The organism is Streptomyces sp. NPDC006174, assembly GCF_040614075.1.
Classification (GTDB): Bacteria; Actinomycetota; Actinomycetes; order Streptomycetales; family Streptomycetaceae; genus Streptomyces.
Genome location: NZ_JBEXTJ010000002.1, coordinates 259,245 through 276,045, shown reverse-complemented (window position 1 = coordinate 276,045; position 16,801 = coordinate 259,245). Strand labels below are relative to the sequence as shown.

10 protein-coding genes are annotated in these 16,801 nt (G+C 71.1%); 8 read left to right on the top strand and 2 right to left on the bottom strand.

Going from position 1 to position 16,801, the window contains the following annotated elements:
• Positions 1-150 precede the first annotated feature (150 nt).
• Entirely contained in the window at positions 151-606 is a 456-nt protein-coding gene (locus ABZ267_RS05690) for a TerB family tellurite resistance protein (RefSeq protein ID WP_026241823.1), read from the top strand.
• Between the two features lie 30 nt (positions 607-636).
• Here ABZ267_RS05690 and ABZ267_RS05685 read toward each other — a convergent pair whose 3' ends face one another.
• Positions 637-1,710 carry a helix-turn-helix domain-containing protein gene (locus tag ABZ267_RS05685; protein WP_356749887.1) on the bottom strand — a complete coding sequence of 358 codons (1,074 nt, stop codon included), beginning with the start codon at positions 1,708-1,710 and terminating at the stop codon, positions 637-639.
• Between the two features lie 444 nt (positions 1,711-2,154).
• Here ABZ267_RS05685 and ABZ267_RS05680 point away from each other — a divergent pair, with 444 nt between their 5' ends.
• From ABZ267_RS05680 to ABZ267_RS05665, 4 genes are all read left to right on the top strand, one after another.
• Entirely contained in the window at positions 2,155-2,838 is a 684-nt protein-coding gene (locus ABZ267_RS05680) for a hypothetical protein (protein ID WP_356749885.1), read from the top strand.
• Between the two features lie 229 nt (positions 2,839-3,067).
• Entirely contained in the window at positions 3,068-5,200 is a 2,133-nt protein-coding gene (locus tag ABZ267_RS05675) for a flotillin family protein (RefSeq protein ID WP_356749883.1), read from the top strand.
• A gap of 571 nt (positions 5,201-5,771) precedes the next feature.
• On the top strand, positions 5,772-10,853 hold the full coding sequence (locus tag ABZ267_RS05670) for a DNA repair ATPase (protein WP_356749881.1): 5,082 nt from the start codon (positions 5,772-5,774) through the stop codon (positions 10,851-10,853).
• 30 nt (positions 10,854-10,883) lie between these two features.
• The gene (locus tag ABZ267_RS05665; RefSeq protein ID WP_356749879.1) at positions 10,884-12,914 is read left to right on the top strand and encodes an NAD-binding protein; all 2,031 of its coding nucleotides are present in this window, start codon (positions 10,884-10,886) and stop codon (positions 12,912-12,914) included.
• 73 nt (positions 12,915-12,987) lie between these two features.
• Here the strand turns inward: ABZ267_RS05665 and trpS are convergent, their stop codons facing one another.
• Positions 12,988-14,043, bottom strand: coding sequence for a tryptophan--tRNA ligase (trpS, locus tag ABZ267_RS05660; protein ID WP_356749877.1), 1,056 nt, complete (start codon positions 14,041-14,043; stop codon positions 12,988-12,990).
• Positions 14,044-14,456: 413 nt separating this feature from the next.
• On the opposite strand from trpS, the gene ABZ267_RS05655 reads away from it, so the two are divergent.
• The 3 genes from ABZ267_RS05655 to ABZ267_RS05645 all read left to right on the top strand — a co-directional run bounded on the left by ABZ267_RS05655 (position 14,457) and on the right by ABZ267_RS05645 (position 16,728).
• Positions 14,457-15,548 (top strand): LLM class flavin-dependent oxidoreductase, encoded by a 1,092-nt coding sequence (locus ABZ267_RS05655; RefSeq protein ID WP_356749875.1) that lies wholly within the window; start codon positions 14,457-14,459, stop codon positions 15,546-15,548.
• Between the two features lie 5 nt (positions 15,549-15,553).
• Complete coding sequence (locus tag ABZ267_RS05650; RefSeq protein WP_356749873.1) at positions 15,554-16,222, top strand: FMN reductase; 669 nt, start codon at positions 15,554-15,556, stop codon at positions 16,220-16,222.
• 83 nt (positions 16,223-16,305) lie between these two features.
• A complete protein-coding gene (locus ABZ267_RS05645) occupies positions 16,306-16,728 on the top strand; it encodes a universal stress protein (protein WP_356749871.1) in 423 nt (140 codons plus the stop codon).
• Positions 16,729-16,801 lie beyond the last annotated feature (73 nt).

Sequence of the window (16,801 nt, the reverse complement as noted above, 5' to 3'; positions counted from 1 at the left end):
GGACCGGCCGTTGTGCTGTCCGGAACTCGCACCCGCACGTCGAGCCGACACCGCGAACCCGGGGCGGAGGGGTCACCGTCCCTGCTAGCTTCTACACGTCTGTAGAGTTTTCTTTTGTTCCGGCATTGCACCGCAACGTATGGAGATGTCATGGCCCTGTGGGATCGGATCAAGGAATCCGCTTCGTCTATGCAGACGCAGCTGGAAGCGAAGAAGAACGACCTGAAGTCGGGGGCGTTCCGGGACGCGAGCATGGCCATGTGTGCTCTGGTCGCCGCCGCCGACGGCTCCATCGACCCGTCCGAGCGCCAGCGTGTCGCCGCGCTCATCGCGAGCAACGACGTCCTGCAGAACTTCCCGGCGGACGACCTGCAGCGGCGCTTCAACGACTACGTCAACAAGCTCACCGCCGACTTCGCCTTCGGCAAGGTCAGCGTGCTCCAGGAGATCGCCAAGGCGAAGAAGAAGCCGGCCGAGGCGCGTGCCGTCATCCAGATCGGCATCATCATCGGCGGCGCCGACGGCGACTTCGACAAGACCGAGCAGGCCGTCGTGCGTGAGGCGTGTTTCGCCCTGGACCTGCCTCCGCACGAGTTCGACCTGTAGGGATACGAGTTCTCGGGCCGGCCGGGGGCCTCACAGCTCCTTGGCCGGCCAGTCCAGCAGCCGCGCGCCGATCACCGCCGTCTGCAGGCTGTAGCGGTGCATCGGGTCCGCCGGGTCGGAGCCGGTGAGCTGGTGGATGCGTTCCAGGCGGTACGTCAACGCCCGTACGCTCAAGGCCAGGCGGCGGGCCGTCTCGGCCGCCACGCAGCCCGCGTCGAAATAGACCGCCAGCGTCTTCAGCAGCGGCTCCGCGCCGCCGCGCGCCTTCTGCAGCGGGCCCAGCTCGCTGCGTACGAGATCCGCCATCGCCTGCCGGTCCCGGGTCAGCACCGGGTAGACCAGGAGGTCCGAGGCGTACAGCACGGGGTCGTCCATGCCCATCCGGTCCGCCAGGTCGAGCGCCTCCAGTGCCTCGTCGTACGAGTGGACCACGCCGCCGGGACCCTTGTGCGGGCGGCCGATCGCGACCTGGCCGCCGTCCGTCGCCGCGTGCGACTGCTTGGCGAAGTAGCGCAGGACGTCGGGCTGGCTGCCGGGCGCGATGCAGACGATCCGGCCGTCCTTCGTCGTCAGCAGGATCTTGCGGCCGCTGAACCGGGTCAGCAGCGCCGCCTCCACACTCCGCGGCACCGCGTCCGTCTCCGTGTACGCCTCCGGGCCCGTCGCCACCGCGACCGCGTGCGCCCGCGAAAGCCGCAGGCCGAAGCGGGTGGCGCGCTCCGCGAGGCGGACCAAGTCGCTCCGCCCGTACAGGAGATCGTCGATGAACTCGCGGCGCGCCGCCTCCTCCCGGCGGACCGTCAGCCGCTGCGCGCGCTCGAAACCTTCGGCGAACGCGTCCACCGCCTGCTCCACCGCGGCCAGCACCGCGTCCGCCACGTCAGGGCTGTTTCCGGCAGCCGCCTTCGGCCAGGCCTCTCGGGTCTGTGCCAGATGCATCGTCACCAGTGCGCGGAGCTGATGGCCCGCGTCGGCCGCCTCCCGGCCCAACGCGCGGCGCATCTCCAGTTCGTTACGCGTCAGACGGCGTCCCGTTGTGGCGACTTCACCCAGAATCTGGGCATAATTTCCCAGCATTTCCTCAGGGATCCTCGGCTCTGCCACGCACACTCCTTCAGCCTTGCAACAGTCCTGCCATTTCCCCAACGCACACCGGGCGGTGCCGGTGCCCGGCATCAGGAAAGCGTAAAGATTGCCGGAATCCGGCAATGCGGTGGGTGCGGGTCCGATGACAGGATCAGGTCAGCAACACAACGGGGGAACACACCGGGGAGCACGGGGGATAGCGGGGGAAACAGGCGGCCCGCCGGACGGTTCGCGGGGGATCCACGGGGGATCCGGGATCGACGGCGGGCACCTGAGGGGAACGACCCGGTGGCTGCGGCACGGTTCGCAGTGCCGCAGCGCCGGGCCCCGCCGCCGGGCCGGCCCTGATACCGAACGTGGTGAACGTCGTGACCCGGTGAGCTGTCACCACTCCCCCGTACCGGCTGAAGACCGCGCGCCGCCACACGGCCGGCGCGCAGAATCGCAGAGGGGGTGGGACCGATGGACGAGTTCCTGAACGCGGCGCTCGGCTTCCCCGCCGTCATCTTCGGCGCGGCACTCGTGGTCGTCGTCTGCTTCTGGCTGCTCGTGCTCGCCGGCGCCGCCGACCAGCACTCCTTCGACGCGGACCTCGACTCCGGCGCGGTCGGCTTCGGCGGCGTACCCGTCACCGTCTCCGTATCGCTGCTCGTCGTCATCGGCTGGTTCGGCAGCCTGACCGGCACGGTCCTGGTGCACCGGCTCCCGGCCACCGGCGCCACCCGCGCGGTGCTCGCCGTCGCCGTACTCGCCGGATCGCTGTTCCTCGCCTGGGGCACCGTCCGCCTTCTCGCACACCTCTTCCGCCGGTACTTCCCGGCGGAACCTCCGCCATCGCGCCGGGACTTCGTCGGACGCGTGTGCACCCTCCGCACCGGCTCCGTCAGCGCCGCATTCGGCCAGGCCGAGGTCGCCGCGGCCGACGGCTCGACGGCCATCGTCCAGGTCCGCCAGGCACCCCGCGTCGCGCACCTCGCCGAGCTGCACGCCGAGGAGCGCCTCGTCTCGGGCAGTACGGGACTCCTCTACGCGTACGACGAAGAGGGCGAGTTCTTCTGGGTGTCGCCGTACGACGCGGCTCTCGACCCGGGTCCGCACGCGAAATCTGGCGGCGCGGCGGGACTGCCGGAGGTCACGGGCGGCTGACGCCGGTCGTCTTGTGCCGGTATGCCGGTTTATGTGCCGGTGTGTGTAGTGCGTGTGCCGGTGTGTGGTGCCTGGTGCGGGGTCTGCTCCGGCTGTGGTGCCGGGTGCGGGATCTGCTCCGGTCCGGGCGCTCGCGGGTCGCTTGTGCGGCGCGGGCCTGACAGCACGCGTTCTTCCTTCTCCTCTTCTTCTTCGTTCTTCGCCTGCCTTCGAACTCCCAAGGACTCTTATGGATGCCATCTCCTTGGGCATCGGCGTGCTGATCGCCGTTGTCCTGCTCATCGTCGTCGCCATCGCCTTCGTCGTCACCCGGCTGTTCCGCAAGGTCGAGCAGGGCAAGGCGCTGATCATCTCCAAGACCAAGAAGGTCGACGTGACCTTCACCGGTGCCGTCGTCCTGCCGGTGCTCCACAAGGCCGAGACGATGGACATCTCGGTGAAGACCATCGAGATCCGCCGCGCCGGGCGCGAAGGCCTGATCTGCCAGGACAACATCCGCGCCGACATCCAGATCACCTTCTTCGTCCGCGTCAACAAGACCGTCGAGGACGTCATCAAGGTCGCGCAGTCCATCGGTACGCAGCGGGCCAGCGACAAGGTCGCCATCCAGGAGTTCTTCGCGGCGAAGTTCTCCGAGGCCCTCAAGACCGTCGGCAAGCAGCTCGACTTCGTCGACCTCTACACCAAGCGCGAGGAGTTCCGGGACCGGATCATCCAGGTCATCGGGACCGACCTGAACGGCTACCACCTCGACGACGCCGCGATCGACTTCCTTGAGCAGACCCCGATGTCGCAGCTCGACGGCGCCAACATCCTCGACGCCCAGGGCATCCGGAAGATCACCGAACTGACGGCGATCGAGCACGTGCGCACCAACGAGTTCCAGCGCACCGAGCAGAAGGAGATCACCCGGCAGGACGTCGACGCCCGCGAGACCATCCTGGAGCTGGAGCGCCGGCAGGCCGAGGCCGAGATCAAGCAGCGCCGCGAGGTCGAGACCCTGCGGGCCCGTGAGGAGGCGGCCACCGCGCGGGTCCAGGAGGAGGAGCGGCTCGGTTCGCAGAGCGCGTTCATCAGGACCGAGGAGCAGCTCGGCATCCAGCGCGAGAACCAGGCGCGCGAGATCGCCGTCGCGCAGAAGAACCGCGAGCGCGTCATCGCCGTCGAGAGCGAGCGCATCGAGAAGGACCGGATGCTGGAGGTCATCGGGCGCGAGCGCGAGACCGAGCTGAACCGGATCGCCGCCACGAAGGAGGTCGAAGCCGAGCGCCGCGAGGTCGCCGACGTCATCCGGGAGCGGATCGCGGTGGACCGTACGGTGGCCGAGCAGGAGGAGTCGATCCTGACCCTGCGGGCCGTCGAGGACGCGGAGCGGGCCCGCAAGTCGGTCATCATCGCCGCCGAGGCGGAGGCCCAGGAGAAGCTGGTCAAGGACATCAAGGCGGCCGAGGCGGCCGAGGCCGCCTCCACGCACCTGGCGGCCGAGCAGCTCACGCTCGCCGAGGCGCGGCTGAAGACCGCCGAGCTGGACGCGCAGGCCAAGCTGCGGCTGGCCGAAGGTGTGCAGGCCGAGTCGGCCGCGCCGGGGCTCGCGGCGGTGCAGGTCCGCGACGCGGAGGCCGAGGTCATCGAGAAGGCCGGTCTCGCGGAGGCCGAGGCCACGGCGGCCCGGCTCAAGGCCGAGGCGGAGGGCGCGCGGCTCAAGGCGCTGGCCACGGCGGAGGGTACGCAGGCCCAGGCGTCGGCGGACGCGGCCGTCATCGGCGAGAGGCTGAAGGCGGAGGCCGCGGGGCTCACGGAGAAGGCGGCCGCGATGGCGGCGCTGGACGAGGCGTCGCGCGGGCACGAGGAGTACCGCCTGCGGCTCGACGCGGAGAAGGAGATCCGGCTGGCCGGTCTCGAGGTGCAGCGGCAGGTGGCCGAGGCGCAGGCGACGGTGCTGGCTACCGGGCTGGAGAACGCCGACATCGACATCGTCGGCGGCGACTCGGTCTTCTTCGACCGGCTCGTCTCGTCGATCTCGCTCGGCAAGGCGGTGGACGGGTTCGTGGACAACTCGCAGACGGCGCGGGCGCTGGCGGGGCCGTGGCTGGACGGGTCGTCGTCCTTCACGGATGACCTGAGCCGGGTGCTGGGTTCGGTCTCCACCGGTGATGTGCAGAACCTGACGGTGTCGGCGCTGCTGATGCGGTTGATGGGGTCGTCGGGGGCGGCGTCGGGGCAGGTGGAGCAGTTGCTGGCTGCGGCGAAGGAGTTGGGGGTGGCGGATCTGGCGGTGTCTTCGGTGGCCGGTACGAAGGTTGCTCCTGCGGGGGATGTGGTGGGGCGGAACGGGGCGGCCACCGCCAGCCGTCCGGCGTGAGCCGGTTCCGGGGCGGCCACTTCTGGCCCGTCGGGCGCTGGAGGACGGAGCGCTTGGCCACCCTCAGCCCGTCCGGCGCTGCAGGACGGAACCCACAGCCTCCCCCAGCCCGTCCGGCGCTTAAGGACGGAGCGCTCGGCCACCCTCAGCCCGTCCGGCGTTTGAGGACGGAACGCTCGGCCACCCTCAGCCCGTCCGGCGTTTGAGGACGGAACCCTCTGTCGGAGGGGCCGGGCCGGCCGAGTGGGGTGCCCCACGGGGGTGGGCACCTTGCCGGCCGGGATCCTCTGGGACTGCCCTGCACGCCGGGGGCGGGACCACCGGGCCCTGGGTTCCGTCCTCAAACGCCGGACCGGCTGGATTGGGTGCCTGCTCTCACGCAAAGAGCGGGACCACCGGCCCCAGGGTTCCGTCCTCAAACGCCGGACCGGGTGGAAAAGGGCCCCGGCCCGGGTGAATAGGGCCCCGGACGGGCTGGGAGCAGGCCCCGGCTGGGCTGGGTGGGTGCCCAACGCGGGCTGGATAAGGGCCCCGCCGGACAAGACGAAGACACGTAAGGAGCGCCGTACGCATGGACAGCGACATCACCGGCACCGCCACCGCCACCACCGCACCGCAGGACAGGCAGGGCGTCGGAGGCGATGTGGATGCCGGTGCCTACGAGGTGTTGCGGCGGCGGCTCTCCGCTCAGGCCGACGAGCTCGTGCGGCGGGCCGAGGCGCTCAACGCGCGGCGGACCGAGGAGTTCGGGTCGACCGAGCTGCGGCTCCTCGCCACCGAGCAGGTCCGCACCGAGCAGCCCGCCGTCCCGCGCGACCTCATCGCCGTCGGCGGGCAGCTGCTCTTCGGGTTCGAGCGCGGGCCCGGCGCCCGAGGCGAGGCCGAGGTCGACGACGTACTCCTCGTCAAGCACGCCGAGGATGCCGAGAAGGACGACGACTCCACCCTCCTCCACCACGACGCCTTCCACCGCGAGTTCTCCTCCCTCCACCGCTACTTCCGCGACGCCCGTCTCCTCCGCCTCCGCCGCGTCAACGGCAAGCTGCTCGCCGTCTTCCGTACGGGCAAGGACGCCGAGGACATCCGCGTCCTGCGCTGGGCACTCGGCGCCGACGGGTCGCCCGGGGCCTTTCTCGACGCGCAGGGCGAGCGTGACCATGTGTTCCCCGCATCCCACGACTTCGACTGGACCGTCGCCGGGCGCGAGGCCCACATCACCGGGCGCCATCCGCACATCGTCATCGGCAAGGGCGGCAGGCTCTTCGTCGACGCGCTCGGCGGCACGCTCACCGTCAAGGTGACCGACGACACCGAGTCGCCGGACGGGATCTACGAGGAGCCCGTCGACGAGCCGTTGCAGTCGCTGGCGGACGCGGACGTGGAGTACGCCGAGGCCGGGCCGCTGGTGCTGCTGCGCGTGCGGCCGTACAAGGAGACACGCTGGCGGTACCTCGTCTTCAACTCGCTGCTCTCCACCGTCCAGCGCCTCGACTCCATCGGACTTGCCTGCCACCGGCTGCCCGAGGACCAAGGCATCATCTTTCCCGGCGGCTACTACCTCACCACCGGCACCGCCAAGACCTTCGACACCGCGGAGGAGCTGACCGAACCGGTCTTCGAAGGCGCTGTCCGCTCGCCGAACGGCGAGGACGTGCTGTACGTCTTCCGCTCCCGCGACGGCCTCCGCAGCCTCCTCCTCCCGTACAACCTGATCCGCCAGGAGGTCGCCACACCGCTCACCGGACGTGGCCACGCGCTTCTGGACGACGGCACGTTGATCCTGCTCCGCGACAACCCGGACGGCCCGGACGTTCCGGCGCGCGTCCATCCGTTGCAGCGGTGGCAGACGCCGTACGTCTCCGACACCTACGCCGCCGCCCGTCCGGCCGGCACCGGGCCGCTCGCGCGGACCGGCAACGCCGATCTCGTACGCGGGATTTCGGACTGTCTCGCGCTCGCGCACGGCGTACGGGACATGACGCCGACGACCGCCGTGTACGCGCAGCTCGCCGCCGACTGCGCGCGGGCGCAGGACCGCTACCACTGGCTTTCCGATTCCGCACTGGGCTTCCTCGGTGAGCCGTTGGCGGAGCTGCGGGCCACGGCACAACAGGTGCTGGCCGAGTTCACCGCCGTACAGGAGCTGACGCGGCGGTCCGCCGACGCGCTGGAGGAGACCGCCGGCCGCATCACCGCGCTGGTGCGGCGCGTGCGCGGCGAGGTGCCGGGATCGGCCGCCGCGTGGGTTGAGCGGTTGACCGAACTGCGGCAGGCGCACGGCCACTTGGCGACGATCAGCGAGATGCGGTACGCCGATGCCGAGCGGATCGCGGAGCTCTCGGCCCGGACCGAGGACGACATCGCGTCGGCCGCTCAGCGGGCCGTGTCGTTCCTGGCCCGCGAGGACGCCTTCGACGGGTACCGAGAGGAGATCACCAGGCTTGTCGAGGACGCCGGCGCGCTGGCGACCGTACGGGACGCGGCTACCGTGTCTGACCGGCTCGGCACGATGACGGACGGGCTCGCCACGGTCACGGACGTGGTGGCCGGTCTGGAGATCGGCGACGTGACCGTCCGTACGTCGATCCTGGAGCGGATCGCGGAAGTGCTCGGCGGCGCGAACCGGGCCCGCGCCACGCTGGACGCGCGGCGGCGGGAGCTGCTGTCGAAGGAGGGACGGGCCGAGTTCGCCGCCGAGTTCGCGCTGCTCGGGCAGGCGGTGACCGGTGCGCTGGCCGCCGCCGATACGCCGGAGACGTGTGACGACCAACTTGCGCGGCTGCTCCTTCAGTTGGAGAACCTGGAGTCGCGGTTCACGGAGTTCGACGACTTCCTCACCGAGCTGGCCGAGCGCCGGAGCGAGGTGTACGAGGCGTTCTCGGCCCGTAAGCAGACGCTCCAGGACGAGCGGGCGCGGCGGGCCGAGCGGCTGGCCGGGTCGGCGCAGCGGGTGCTGGAGACCATCGGCCGGCGGGTGGCCGCGCTCGACGATCTGGACGCCGTCCACACGTACTTCGCCTCCGATCCGATGGTCGCCAAGGTGCGCCGGACCGCTGACGAGTTGCGCGAACTCGGCGATACCGTAAGGGCCGAGGAGCTGGACGGGCGGCTGAAGGCGGCCCGGCAGGAGGCCGGACGAGCGCTGCGCGACCGGAGCGAGCTGTACGCGGACGGCGGGTCCGTGATCAAGCTGGGCCGCCACCGGTTCGCCGTCAACACACAGCCGTTCGACCTGACGCTCGTGCCTTCCGGCGACCGGCTCGCCTTCGCGCTGACCGGGACCGACTACCGGGCGCCGGTCACCGACCCGGCCTTCGAGACGACCCGGCCGTACTGGGAGCAACTGCTGCCTTCGGAGTCGGCCGCCGTCTACCGCGGCGAGTATCTGGCGGCCCGGCTGCTGGAGGAGCACGGCGCCTCGCGCCTCGTCGGACTGGCCGATGACGAACTCGTGTTGCTGGTAAGGGAGTCCGCAGCCGAGGCGTACGACGAGGGATACACCCGAGGCGTCCACGACGAGGACGCCACCGCCATCCTGCGCGCTCTGCTGCGCCTGCACGGGACCGCGGGGCTGCTGCGCCACGAGCCCGCCGTCCGCGCGGCCGCTCAGCTCTTCTGGGCGTACGGGACACAGGAGGCGCAACGAGTCTCGTGGACCCGGCGGGCCGCATCGCTGGCCCGCGCCCGTGACACGTTCGGACCGGCTCCGGCCATCGCGGTGCTCCAGGAGGAATGGGCCTTTGCCATCCGTGAGTTCGAGGACGACGCGCGGGCCGACGCCGTCGCCGCGTACCTCTTCGAGGAGGTGACGAGCGGGCCCGCCGGGTTCGTCGTGGGCGCCACGGTCGTGACGTTCCTGGACGCCTTCCACCGGGCCGCCGGGCCCGACGCGTACGCGGACGACCTCGCCGCTCTCGGCGGTGACCTGGCCGCCCGCAAGCAGCTCGTCGAGGGCTGGCTCGTCCCGTACGCGGAGGCCTCCGGCGCCGCGACCACCGACGGCGACCTCGCGGAGGCCGTGGCGGTGGAGCTGTGCCCGGAGCTGGAGCGGTACGCGTGCGACGCGCCGCTCGCCGAGCGTGTGGAGGGCCTCCTCGGGGACCACCCGCGCATCGGGAGCGGCGGGGCCATCACCGTACGGATCGATGAACTCCTGTCCCGGACGGGCGAGTTCCGGACCCGGACCGTACCCGGCTTCCGGGCCTACCAGCGGCTGCGCACCTCTCTGCTGGACGCCGAGCGCGGGCGGCTGCGGCTGGACGACCACCGGCCGCGCGTGATGTCGGCGTTCGTCCGCAACCGGCTGCTGGACGAGGTGTACCTGCCGCTGATCGGCGACAGCCTGGCCAAGCAGCTGGGCACCGCGGACGCCGACCGGCGCACCGACTCGCAAGGCCTGCTCCTGCTCGTCTCGCCGCCCGGCTACGGCAAGACGACGCTGATGGAGTATGTCGCGGACCGGCTCGGGATGGTCCTCGTCAAGATCAGCGGACCGAACCTGGGCCACGACGTGACCTCGCTCGACCCGGCCCAGGCGCCGAGCGCGACCGCGCGGCAGGAGATCGAGAAGATCAACTTCGCTCTGGAGGCAGGCAACAACACGCTGCTGTACCTGGACGACATCCAGCACACCTCGCCCGAACTCCTGCAGAAATTCATCCCGTTGTGCGACGCCACGCGCCGGATCGAAGGCGTACGGAACGGTGAGCCGCGCAGCTACGACCTGCGCGGGAAGCGGTTCGCGGTCTGCATGGCGGGCAACCCGTACACCGAGTCCGGCGAGCAGTTCCGGATCCCGGACATGCTGGCCAACCGGGCCGATGTGTGGAACCTCGGCGAGGTGCTGAGCGGGCGCGAGGACGTCTTCGCGCTGAGCTTCGTGGAGAACGCGCTGACCGCCAACCCGGTCCTCGCTCCGCTCGCCGCGCGCTCGCGCGACGACCTGGCACTGCTGGTGCGGCTGGCCGGCGGCGGCGATCCGGCGGCCCGCGCCGAGCACCTGGAACACTCTTACTCGGCAGCGGAGTTGGACGCCGTACTGGCAGTGCTGCGCCATCTGCTCGCCGCCCGGGACACCGTCGTCGCGGTCAACGCGGCGTACATCGCCTCGGCCGCGCAGACGGACGTGACGCGCACCGAGCCGCCGTTCCGGCTCCAGGGGTCGTACCGGAACATGAACAAGATCGCGGAGCGGATCGTGCCCGTCATGAACGGTGCCGAGCTCTCCGCCGTCGTGGACGACCACTACGCGGGCGAGGCGCAGACGCTCACCACGGGCGCCGAGGCCAACCTGCTGAAGCTGGCCGTCCTGCGTGGCACACTCACCGCCGAGCAGGCCGAGCGGTGGGCCGCGATCACCTCCTCGTACGTCCGCACACAGGCGCTCGGCGGGCCGGACGGCGACCCTTCCCCAAGCTCTCAGCTGCGTTCGAGCAGGGGAGACCCCATCTCCCGCGCCGTGGCCGCGCTCGGGCTGCTCGCGGACCGGATCGCGGCGGTGGAGACGGCGATCCAGCGGGCCGCCGATCCGCGCCGGCTGCTGGCGGAGCCGACGAGCCGGCCGTCCGCTCCCTCGGTGAATCAGCCACCCGGCGAGCAGAACCGGCCAGCGATCCAGAACCACCATGCGAAGATCACCAACATTCCACAGTGACCGGGAAGACCTGGCCGGAAGGATCACGGCATGCTGGGTTTCGTGCCCCCACTTCCTCAGCAGCCAGGACGCCCGCAGGCCGGACGTCCGCAGCCAGGACAGCCGTCGTCCACCGGTCACATGATCGTCTGCGGCGACGACGCGCTCGCGCGACGGCTCGCCGTGGAGCTGCGGTTCGTCTACGGGGAACGGGTCACGCTGCTCCTGCCGCCCGGCCGCGACGCCAACAGCCCGGAGACGCCGCTGACCCAACGCGGCCGCGCGGCGGCCCTGTTCGGCAGGATGTCGGCGGCGATGAACCGCACCGCCGCCAACGGAAGCGGGAACACGGGCGGCAACGACACCAACGCCGGGGTCGAGGCCGTCCGGATCATGGAGGCGCCCGAGCCCTCCGACGACGTGCTGGAGGAGGCGGGCGTCGACCGGGCGGCCGCTCTCGCACTCGTCTACGACGACGACGAGCGCAACATCCGCGCCGCGCTCACCGCCCGCCGCCTCAACCCCCGGCTGCGGCTGGTGATCCGGCTCTACAACCGCAAGCTCGGCCAGCACCTGGAGGAGCTGCTCGACCAGGCGGCCGCCGTCGCCATGCCCGGCATCGACCCGGCGCTGCTCGACGCCTCCACCACCGTCCTCTCCGACGCCGACACGGCCGCACCCGCGCTCGCCGCCACCGCGCTCACCGGCAGCAGCAAGGTCATCCAGGCCGAAGGACTGCTCCTGCGCGCCGCCGAGCGCCCGCCGCCGCGAGCCGGAGAGAGCCTCGACCCGGGGCTCTGCACGCTGGCGTTGCTCTCCTCCACCACCAACAACCCCGCAGGCTCGGAGGGTGCGGAAGGCAGCGGCGCCGAAGGCCCTCAACTCCTGCCGGACGAACAGACGGTGGCCGCCGCCGTAGGACGCGGCACCGTCGTGCTGGAGGCGATCAGCCGAGCCGACCCGGACCGCCCCGCGACCAGGATGGGCGGCAGAGGCGCGCCGCTCGCCCAGGTCTTCTCGCGCCGGCTGCGCTGGTCGGCCCTCGGTGTCGCGGTCGCGGCGCTCGCGCTGGTGATCGCCTCGGTCCTGACCACCGGGGACAGCGCGATCCACTCCACGTACCTCACACTGCTCGACCTGCTCGGCATGAACGATCCGGCGGAGGACGCACCGGCCGCCCGGCAGATCATCCAGCTCCTCTCCGGCGTCGCCGGCCTGCTTCTGCTCCCGCTGCTGATCGCCGCCGTCCTGGAGGCGTTCGGCACCCTGCGCACCGCCTCCTCGCTGCGCCGGCCGCCGCGCGGTCTGTCGGGACACGTGGTGCTGCTCGGGCTCGGCAAGATCGGTACGCGCGTCCTCGTACGCCTCCGCGAGCTGGACATCCCCGTGGTCGTCGTCGAGGAGGACCCGGACGCGCGCGGCATCCCGCTGGCCCGCTCCATGCACGTACCGACCGTCCTCGGCGACGTCACGCAGGAAGGCGTCCTCGAAGCCGCCAAGATCCGCCGCGCGCACGCTCTCCTCGCGCTCACCAGCATCGACACGACCAACCTGGAGGCGACGCTGTACGCGCGGTCGGTGAGGCCGGACCTGAGGGTGGCACTGCGGCTGTACGACGACGAGTTCGCCACCGCGGTCTACCGCACCCTGCGCACCGCGCACCCGCAGGCCCTGACCCGCTCCCGGTCCGTCTCGCACCTGGCCGCGCCGTCCTTCGCGGTCGCCATGATGGGCCGCCAGATCCTCGGCGCGGTGCCGGTCGAGCGGAAGGTGATGCTCTTCGCGGCCCTGGAGGTGGCCGGCCATCCGCAGCTGGAGGGCCGGACGGTGGAGCAGGCGTTCCAGGCCAGCTCGTGGCGGGTCCTGGCCATCGACGCGACCCCGCCCGCCGACCGCAACCCGGACCTCGCCGCACTCCCCCCGTACCCCGCGGCGGGTGGCCCTCCGCCGCCCTCCGGCCTGGTCTGGGACCTGGACCCCGAGTACGTCCTGCGCGCCCAGGACCGCGTGGTGATCGCCGCCACCCGGCGGGGGCTGGCGGAGCTGCTGCGGCGGCAGCGGACAGTGCTGCCGCGGCAGTGAGGCCGTTGCGCCGAGGCACCGTCACCTGGCTACCGGAACCTGCCCATCGCCTCGTGACGGCTCGCGCGTGGAGCTACCGGAACGTGCCCATCGCCTCCCGGACCTCCTCCAGGGTCCGTTCCGCGAGGGCGTTCGCCCGCTCGTTGCCTGAGCGCAGCACCGACCGTACGTACGTGAGGTCCGCCGCGTACTCCGCCCGCCGGGCCCGGAAGGGTGCCAGGTGGCTGTTGACCGCGTCGGTCACCGTCCGTTTGAGAGCAGCGGCACCGCCGTCGCCGATCTCCGCCGCGACCTCGTGCGGGTCCCGCTCCAGGCAGAGCGCGGCCAGCAGGACGAGCGAGGAGACGTTCGGGCGGGTGTCGGGGTCGTAGGTGATGTGCCGGTCCGCGTCCGTGGTCGCGCCCTTGATCAGGCGGGCCGTCTCGTCGGCGGTGGCGCCGAGCGGGACGGCGTTGGCGCGGCTCTTGCTCATCTTGGTGCCGTCGGTGCCGAGGAGGAGCGGCGCGGCGGAGAGCAGGGCGTCGGGTTCCGGGAAGAGGTTCCCGTACCGCTCGTTGAAGCGGCGGGCGATCGTCCGGGTGAGTTCGAGGTGCGGCAGCTGGTCGAGGCCGACCGGGACCACGTTGCCCTTGCAGGAGAGGATGTCGGCCGCCTGGTGGACCGGATAGGTGAGCATCAGCCCGCTGACCGCCGACTGCCGGGAGTGCGCGATCTCGTCCTTGACCGTGGGGTTGCGGCTCAGCTCCGCGACGGAGACGAGGCTGAGGAAGGGCAGCAGGAGCTGGTTGAGCGCGGGGACGGCGCTGTGGTTGAAGACGGTGGAGCGGGCGGGGTCGATGCCGAGGGCCAGGTAGTCCAGGAGCAGCCCGTCGGTGTACTCCGCCAGCCGCTCGGCGGTGTCCCGGTCGGTGAGGACCTGGTAGTCGGGGATGAGGATCATGACGTCGACGCCGAGGTCCTGGAGGCGGACCCGGTTGCGCAGGGTGCCGAAGTAGTGGCCGAGGTGGAGAGGGCCGGTGGGACGGTCGCCGGTGAGGACCCGGAAGCGGGCGGGTTCCTGGGCGATGCGGTGCTCCAGCTCGGCGCTGCGGAGCTCGGCGGGGGCTGGGGCGGTAGCGGTGGTGGTCATGGTCGGGCTCCTCGCGGTGGTGGATGGATGCGCGGAGGACGGCCCGAAGAAGGAGAAGAAGGCAACGAAAAGGGGCCGTCCATGGTGAACGGCCCTGAGTTCCGTGCAGACAGGTGCTGCGGCCGCTCCTTAAGAGGGGCGCCACCAGTTTCGGCACGGTACGGAGGTCATGCGGTCAGTGTATCCACCACGGGCGCATCCAGCAGGGGATTTCGCGGCAGCTGTGGGCGGGCGTGGGACGTGGCCGGCGTAACGGAACGGCGGCGTGTGGGACGTGACCGGCGCAAGGAAACGTCGGCGCGGGACGCGACCGGCGGCGCAAGGGAATAGGTCGCCGGGGCGTCCCGTTGTAGGGTGTAGTTCAACGTTCAACCAATTATGGATCATCTCGCGACCCTCAGGAGGCGGACGCCATGCAGTTCGGGATCTTCACCGTCGGAGACGTCACCACCGACCCGACCACCGGCCGGACGCCGACCGAGAACGAGCGGATCAAGGCGACCCTGGCCATCGCGCGGAAGGCCGAGGAGGTCGGCCTGGACGTCTTCGCGACCGGCGAGCACCACAACCCGCCGTTCGTCCCGTCCTCCCCGACGACGACCCTCGGCTACATCGCGGCCCGCACCGAGAACCTGATCCTGTCCACGTCCACCACGCTGATCACCACCAACGACCCGGTGAAGATCGCCGAGGACTACGCCACCCTCCAGCACCTCGCGGACGGCCGCGTCGACCTGATGATGGGCCGGGGCAACACCGGGCCGGTCTATCCGTGGTTCGGCAAGGACATCCGCCAGGGCATCCCGATGGCCATCGAGAACTACGCCCTGCTGCACAAGCTGTGGCGCGAGGACGTCGTGGACTGGGAGGGCAAGTTCCGCACGCCGCTCCAGTCCTTCACCGCCACCCCGCGCCCGCTGGACGGCGTCCCGCCGTTCGTCTGGCACGGCTCCATCCGCTCGCCGGAGATCGCGGAACAGGCCGCCTATTACGGTGACGGGTTCTTCCACAACAACATCTTCTGGCCGATGGAGCACACGAAGAAGATGGTGGCCCTCTATAGGCGCCGCTACGCCCACTACGGTCACGGCACCGCCGAACAGGCCGTCGTCGGGCTCGGCGGCCAGGTGTTCATGCGGAAGAACTCGCAGGACGCGGTACGGGAGTTCCGCCCGTACTTCGACAACGCGCCGGTCTACGGCCACGGCCCGTCCCTGGAGGACTTCACCCGCGAGACCCCGCTGACCGTGGGCTCTCCGCAGGAGGTCATCGAGCGGACGCTGACGTTCCGGGACGCGGTCGGCGACTACCAGCGGCAGCTGTTCCTGATGGACCACGCGGGGCTTCCGCTGAAGACGGTCCTGGAGCAGCTCGACATCCTCGGCGAGGAGGTCGTACCGGTGCTGCGCAAGGAGTTCGCCAACCTGCGGCCGGCCGGAGTGCCGGAGTCCGCGCCCGTCCACCCGGCGGTGACCGCCGCCCGTACGGCCCGGAAGGGAGCTTGACCAGCATGTTCGCCACCACGCCGCTGCGCGTCGTCGCCGTCTCGGCCGGGCTGAGCCAGCCGTCCTCCACCCGGCTGCTGGCCGACCGGCTGGCCGCCGCCACCCGTGAGCGCCTCGCGGCCGAGCAGGACAGAGACGGCAGGGATGTCGAGGTCCGCGTCATCGAGCTGCGCGACCTCGCCGTGGACATCGCGAACCACCTGGTCAGCGGGTTCCCGTCGGCCGGACTGCGGGAGGCGATCGACGCGGTGACGGAGGCGGACGGGCTGATCGCCGTGACGCCGGTGTTCACCGCCTCGTACAGCGGTCTGTTCAAGTCGTTCTTCGACCTGATCGACAACACCGCGCTGACCGGCAAGCCCGTCGTGATCGCCGCGACGGGCGGCACGGCCCGCCACTCGCTGGTCCTGGAGCACGCGCTGCGGCCGCTCTTCGCCTACCTGCGGGCCGTCACCGTACCGACCTCCGTCTACGCCGCGTCCGAGGACTGGGGCTCCTCCGGCGACGAGTACACCGAGGGCCTGCCGTCCCGGATCCGGCGCGCCGGCGGCGAGCTGGCCTCGGCGGTGCTGGGCCGCACGGTCTCCGGCGCCTCCCGTTCGCCGGGCCTGGACGACGGCGAGGACGCGGTCGTCCCGTTCGAGCAGCAACTCGCGGACCTGCGGCTGGACTGAGCCGGCCCGATTGTCCGTTTGATTACAGTGAGAGCGGATGCTGGAACGCATCTGTTCCGAGCCGGACCGAGCTGGAGGCAGATATGGGCAGGATCGTCGTGGGTGTGGACGGGTCCGATCCCTCGATCAAGGCGCTGCACTGGGCCGTACGCCAGGCCGAGCTGACCGGTGACACCGTGGAGGCCGTGAACAGCTGGGAGTATCCCGCGACCAGCTGGGCGTCCATGATGCCGGGCCTGCCGCAGGACTTCGATCCGCAGGCGCTGGCCCTGGTCTCTCTGAACGAGGCGCTGGAGGAGGCCCTCGGCGCCGAAGGAGCGGCCGCGATCAGCAAGATCGTGGTCATCGGCAACCCGGCCCAGTCCCTGCTGGACCGGGCCCAGGGCGCCAACCTGCTCGTCGTCGGCGCCCGTGGCCGCAGCGGCCTCAAGGCGACGCTGCTCGGCTCGGTCAGCCTCCACGTCACGCAGCACGCGCCGTGCCCGGTGACGGTCGTACGCGACTGAGCACCGGACGCCGGTCGCGCGTTGACCGTCGCTCCGCCGGTGGCCCTTCCTCGACCAGGTCGGAGGAGGGCCA

Coding starts and splice junctions, on each gene's coding strand:
- ABZ267_RS05675 (WP_356749883.1), top strand. CDS start 3,068: ATGGATGCCATCTCCTTGGGCATCGGCGTGCTGATCGCCGTTGTCCTG.
- ABZ267_RS05650 (WP_356749873.1), top strand. CDS start 15,554: ATGTTCGCCACCACGCCGCTGCGCGTCGTCGCCGTCTCGGCCGGGCTG.
- ABZ267_RS05670 (WP_356749881.1), top strand. CDS start 5,772: ATGGACAGCGACATCACCGGCACCGCCACCGCCACCACCGCACCGCAG.
- ABZ267_RS05690 (WP_026241823.1), top strand. CDS start 151: ATGGCCCTGTGGGATCGGATCAAGGAATCCGCTTCGTCTATGCAGACG.
- ABZ267_RS05655 (WP_356749875.1), top strand. CDS start 14,457: ATGCAGTTCGGGATCTTCACCGTCGGAGACGTCACCACCGACCCGACC.
- ABZ267_RS05645 (WP_356749871.1), top strand. CDS start 16,306: ATGGGCAGGATCGTCGTGGGTGTGGACGGGTCCGATCCCTCGATCAAG.
- ABZ267_RS05665 (WP_356749879.1), top strand. CDS start 10,884: ATGCTGGGTTTCGTGCCCCCACTTCCTCAGCAGCCAGGACGCCCGCAG.
- trpS (WP_356749877.1), bottom strand. CDS start 14,043: ATGACCACCACCGCTACCGCCCCAGCCCCCGCCGAGCTCCGCAGCGCC.
- ABZ267_RS05680 (WP_356749885.1), top strand. CDS start 2,155: ATGGACGAGTTCCTGAACGCGGCGCTCGGCTTCCCCGCCGTCATCTTC.